Source organism: Bradyrhizobium sp. 45 (assembly GCF_023073155.1).
Lineage (GTDB): Bacteria > Pseudomonadota > Alphaproteobacteria > Rhizobiales > Xanthobacteraceae > Bradyrhizobium > Bradyrhizobium canariense_D.
This window is the reverse complement of record NZ_JADPIX010000107.1, coordinates 1-4,220: the sequence shown is the minus strand read 5'-3', so window position 1 is coordinate 4,220 and position 4,220 is coordinate 1. Positions and strand designations below refer to the sequence as shown.

General features: G+C 55.8%; 6 protein-coding genes. 1 reads left to right on the top strand and 5 read right to left on the bottom strand.

The annotated features are described in order from the left end of the window. Positions 1 to 397 precede the first annotated feature (397 nt). The 4 genes from IVB42_RS17515 to IVB42_RS17500 all read right to left on the bottom strand — a co-directional run bounded on the left by IVB42_RS17515 (position 398) and on the right by IVB42_RS17500 (position 2,896). Positions 398 to 724 carry a hypothetical protein gene (locus IVB42_RS17515; protein WP_247396993.1) on the bottom strand — a complete coding sequence of 109 codons (327 nt, stop codon included), beginning with the start codon at positions 722 to 724 and terminating at the stop codon, positions 398 to 400. 380 nt (positions 725 to 1,104) lie between these two features. Continuing rightward, positions 1,105 to 1,728 (bottom strand): hypothetical protein, encoded by a 624-nt coding sequence (locus tag IVB42_RS17510; RefSeq protein ID WP_247396990.1) that lies wholly within the window; start codon positions 1,726 to 1,728, stop codon positions 1,105 to 1,107. 43 nt (positions 1,729 to 1,771) lie between these two features. Next, positions 1,772 to 2,080, bottom strand: a complete 309-nt coding sequence (locus IVB42_RS17505; protein WP_247392836.1) for a putative addiction module antidote protein — start codon at positions 2,078 to 2,080, stop codon at positions 1,772 to 1,774. A 66-nt stretch (positions 2,081 to 2,146) separates the two neighbouring features. Then, the gene (locus tag IVB42_RS17500; protein ID WP_247297738.1) at positions 2,147 to 2,896 is read right to left on the bottom strand and encodes an outer membrane beta-barrel protein; all 750 of its coding nucleotides are present in this window, start codon (positions 2,894 to 2,896) and stop codon (positions 2,147 to 2,149) included. Between the two features lie 555 nt (positions 2,897 to 3,451). Between IVB42_RS17500 and IVB42_RS17495 the strand changes: the two genes are divergently transcribed. Continuing rightward, positions 3,452 to 3,634 carry a hypothetical protein gene (locus IVB42_RS17495; protein WP_247392837.1) on the top strand — a complete coding sequence of 61 codons (183 nt, stop codon included), beginning with the start codon at positions 3,452 to 3,454 and terminating at the stop codon, positions 3,632 to 3,634. Between the two features lie 327 nt (positions 3,635 to 3,961). On the opposite strand, the gene IVB42_RS17490 is transcribed toward IVB42_RS17495, so the two are convergent. Then, on the bottom strand, positions 3,962 to 4,220 hold a 259-nt coding region (locus tag IVB42_RS17490), incomplete at its 5' end, for a transposase (RefSeq protein ID WP_247396986.1).

The window sequence follows — 4,220 nt, the reverse complement described above, 5'->3', positions numbered from 1 at the left end:
ATCATCGTCTGCCATCACAAGGTGTCCACCTATTTTGGTGGACACCTCATGCATCAGAGCACTCAAAAGCAAAAGGTGCAGGGAAATTCGCGCTTACGAGCAATTGGCTAATTCATTAAACCTCGACGGCCTCGGCAGAACTCAACCAACCAAGCTGGTGTCCCATTGAGGTCATCTAGAAGATCGGACCAAGTCAGCCGCATGAAGTTAGCAATTGGACCCGCCTTTATGGCATCGGCAAAACCATCTAAAAGCACCCTTTCAGGTGCGGAAAACAAGGCGCCGGGTGCTAAGTTCACCAAGGTCCTAGGCCGGGCGCCACCAAGCTGATTAAGCAAGCACCAATTCCGGGCAAGTTAATAACGTCCGGAACGCCTAACTCCGTCGAAATCCCAGCTTAAGCAGCCTTTTCATAATTCACCCAGCCCAAGTAGTTGGCAGGCTTAGTGTCGTTTGCAGCCAGATATTTCGCCTCGATAAAAATCAGTCCACCATCTTCGAGATCAACAACTACGTCAGGCTCAGAGAATGAGGTTTCACGTTCGTTGAAGTGCCTGCAGATCGTCTGCAGTTCTTCCTTGATCAAATTCCCTCGCTCGGGATCATTTATCGGGACGCCCCACAATAGGACCGTGGGGCTTTTGCTTCCGACTTCTGATGCAACCAGACCCACACGCATTAGAGCGGGCAGGAGCTTTCGCGAGCGCGTCAGATAAGCAAACACCACCCAGGTGATCGCATCCTTTGAAGTCGAAAAACCGAACCTAGCTTCTTTGTTTGCCGGTTCCGCTGGTTAAGAGCGCCTCTCAACGCGGTTTTTGCGCCATCGCGAATTTCCGTCGGGATATTGTCGAGCGGCTCCCGAAAAATCCACGTCTGCGCTCCAGCCGTCTTGGCATTTGAGGCACCCACGCCGCAAGGCTCGCACCGACGGATGCAATGTTCGTATCGCCGGGCAACAGGTATTTTGCTAAAACTCCCGGATGGCGCGATCAGATTGTCGCAACGAAGGCAGGAGAGACTGGGCAACGTCGTTTGCATCTGGCACCTCCAAATCCGGGCAAACCGAGCCTAAAGACAAATCAAAAAATCGCCGTTCGAAGCTCAAGCAACACCGCACGATTTAGTGCGGTGACAAACGTTGGACGCCGAAGAGCGAGAAGGATTGCCCATTACCTTTCTTGGTGTTTCCAGCCAAATCCAATCCTTCATTGCCTCAAGTTCGAGCCGAAGAGAGGGTCTAAGTCTTACTCGCTGACCGCGGCCAAGCTCCTTCACCGCATTAGCGACCGCTGGAAACCTCGCCTTGTAAATGTCGCTACCCGACTTCCCAAAGTATCGGAAATCGGCGCTCAAAAGCACGTTTGCCCGTGAGTATTGGGGGAAATCGCCTAGATCATGTCGAAGGTCTGTCGGCTTGTCGTGGTGTTTGGCGCTCTTTCGACGCTGATATCGACCGCCTTTAAATGTGTAAATGCAATCCTCTCGATTGGCATAGCGCTGATCTTTGAAATACCGCCCGTTATGAAGGGCGTGGGTGACGCGAGCCGCGTAGATTAACCGGTTGTCCTTATGAAGCGAATTTGCAGCAAAACCGAAGATCAAATCCCCCTCCCTTGCAGTCTTGCGGATCATAGGCTTGCAGATTGCTAAAGAAAGAAGTCCTGCTCTAATGCACGGGGCCGCGCCATTGTCCACCGTCAGTTTGTAAAAATAAATTCTCGACATCCTAGCGATCGTGCTTCTCGCTAGCTCGCCCCCTAAGTGTTGACTACGTCTTCGTTGCGCGAGCCGTGGCAGCCGTGGATCGCTCGCCCTTGGGAGTTACTTTGAGCTGCAAGCCCATGGCCGTGAGCACAGCAAGGACCGTGGAAAAATTCGGAAGCTGTGTGTTGGTTTTGAAAGCTCGATAAATACTCTGCCGGCCTAAACCCGTCTGTCTTGCCATCTCGGCAATGTTGAAGTTGGCAAGTCCCTCCCCAATGGCCATACAAATGGTATTGGGTTCAGCCGAAGCAAATGCGCTGTTTAGCTCGTCGGCTAATTTCGAAGGGGCGACCGGTCGGTACGTTTTGGTCATTTGAATCTCCCCAAAAGAGAAAGGCCGGCTCAAAGAGCCGGCCCCTGTTGTTTCCAGTGATACTGCTCAGTACCGGCCGATGCTGGGGCCGCCGAACTTGTAGTTCACGCGAACCGTGACGAGATCGACGTCCTGACGAATGCGATCCGCACCGAATGCTACGCCACCGGGACCGGTGAATGCGAGCGTACGATCCTGCATGAACAAATGATCGTATTCGACACCAGCCGACCAGCCGGGGGCAAAGCCGTATTCCAGGCCTACCCCGACGGTGCCGCCCCAACGGGTGTCATCGCCGGTGGTGGCAAGCACAGCGCCAGTCGCAGTCGAATAGATCCGGTTGCGATTGTCAGTTACGGCAGCACCGCCCTTGACGTAGAACAGGACGTTGTTGGTGGCCCAGCCGAGCTGACCCGTGAACAGACCGAACGCATTGATCCGTGAATCGTTGCGGAAGCCCGGTCCGAACAGGGTGCTCAGGTTGCTGCCTCGCAAGTCGGCCCAGTCACCCTGCGCTTCGAGGCCGAACACCCAGGTGCCAGTCTGCCAGCGATAACCAACCTGACCACCCGCAACCCCGCCGGTTGCATCGTGCGAACCTTCGGGACCCACCAGGAAGGGGGCAACCGAATCCCAGCTGTTGCGGCTTGAGCCCCAACCGCCGTTGGCGCCGATGTAGAAGCCGCTCCAGTCATAAATCGCGGCGACCATCGGAGGCGCCTTGGTGTAGGGACGCGCTGCCATATCCGCCGCGCTGGCCGGAGCCGATAGGCCCAGAGCCAGTGTTCCGGCTGCAACCGCAATAAGTTTCTTCATTCGAGTCTCCCCAGAGATAATCAGTTTTAAGAGTCGCTAGTTCGCCTACCTGCCTTGCAATAGTACTCGATCGTGAGTGCTTTGCTGTAGCTGGCCTGCCACACTCGCTATCGAAGGCAGGCCGGACCGGAAGTCTTTATAACCGTTAAGTAATTGGGAACTCTATGCACGATAGCGTTCACACAATGAGGCGGCGTTGTTGGCGGCTACTGCCGGAGAAGCTCTGTAGTTACGGCCTCTCGAAAAGCCCCGCCGACCTTGTCAGCCAGCGGGTTCTCTATGTCTTGTGTGTCTCGGTCCTCGTCACCAATCCGCGATGGCTAATCGTGTTGCGATAACTTCTTAGCCATGGCGGTGCATCCCCTCGTCTCAGTTGAACGGATCCTGGATTGATGGCGCCGACTGCCTGATGCGGCGTACGTTCACCGGCGTGCCGTCGGAGACGAACAGCAGCTCATATCGGCGGCCCTCCCCGTCGGTTGGAGAACATGCGCGCAAGGATGCGCGCTACACACTTTGTGCTAAACGGCTGCCTCAACATTGAAGGAGCGCAGAGTGGCCAAGAAGGCAAAGAAAACCGTTCGACGTGAGTGGACGAAGGAAGACATCAAAGAATTGAAGGCGCACTCCAAGGCGCGGACGCCAGTGATCAAAATCGCGAAGATGACCAAGCGAACCGAGGGCGCGCTACGTCAGAAGGCCATCGTTTTGGGAATCGGCCTGGGCCATCAGCGGTAATCCCGAAGCCGGCAACTGGGTCACCTACACCTACGGCGGCGGCCTAGTTTGATAGAAGCTAAACGTCCCGACCTTGACCGCAAACGGCGCAACTGGGCGTGCGCTAATCGGTTTCGGAGGACGCCTAATTCCAAGCGGAAGTCGCGATTGCGTAGTTGGACTTCCGAGTCTGGCCCGTGGCCGACCTCGACCCAGAGGGCCGCAATATCCGCTTTCGAGAGGATTGTGTTGCAAAACTCGTTTCTGACTTGGGGGCGAGCTTGGCTTTGGAGTTTCGGCGGCTTTTTTGGTACGGCGTGTCGGCGGTTTCCATTTTGCTGGTGGATTTCAGCACGGGACTGCCAGTTGTGGCGGGAGACGGCAGATTAGCTTGGCCAGCCGCCTCAGGTTCTGCGCGGTGGCTGTGAGCAGCACTTCGTCCCTGACGCCATTCAGGCCCCGCAACCGAAGCCGGTCGAGCCTGAGAATGCGTTTCATATGAGCAAACCGCATCTCGACCTTTTTGCGCTCGCGGTGCGATTGCTCGAAGGCTTCCGTATTGGCCAGCGCACGGACATGATCGCGCACATCTTCGTTGACGTCACGG

Bases quoted from the DNA above. Each gene is read 5' to 3' on its own strand.
- IVB42_RS17500 (WP_247297738.1), bottom strand. From the start codon at position 2,896: ATGAAGAAACTTATTGCGGTTGCAGCCGGAACACTGGCTCTGGGCCTA.
- IVB42_RS17510 (WP_247396990.1), bottom strand. From the start codon at position 1,728: ATGTCGAGAATTTATTTTTACAAACTGACGGTGGACAATGGCGCGGCC.
- IVB42_RS17505 (WP_247392836.1), bottom strand. From the start codon at position 2,080: ATGACCAAAACGTACCGACCGGTCGCCCCTTCGAAATTAGCCGACGAG.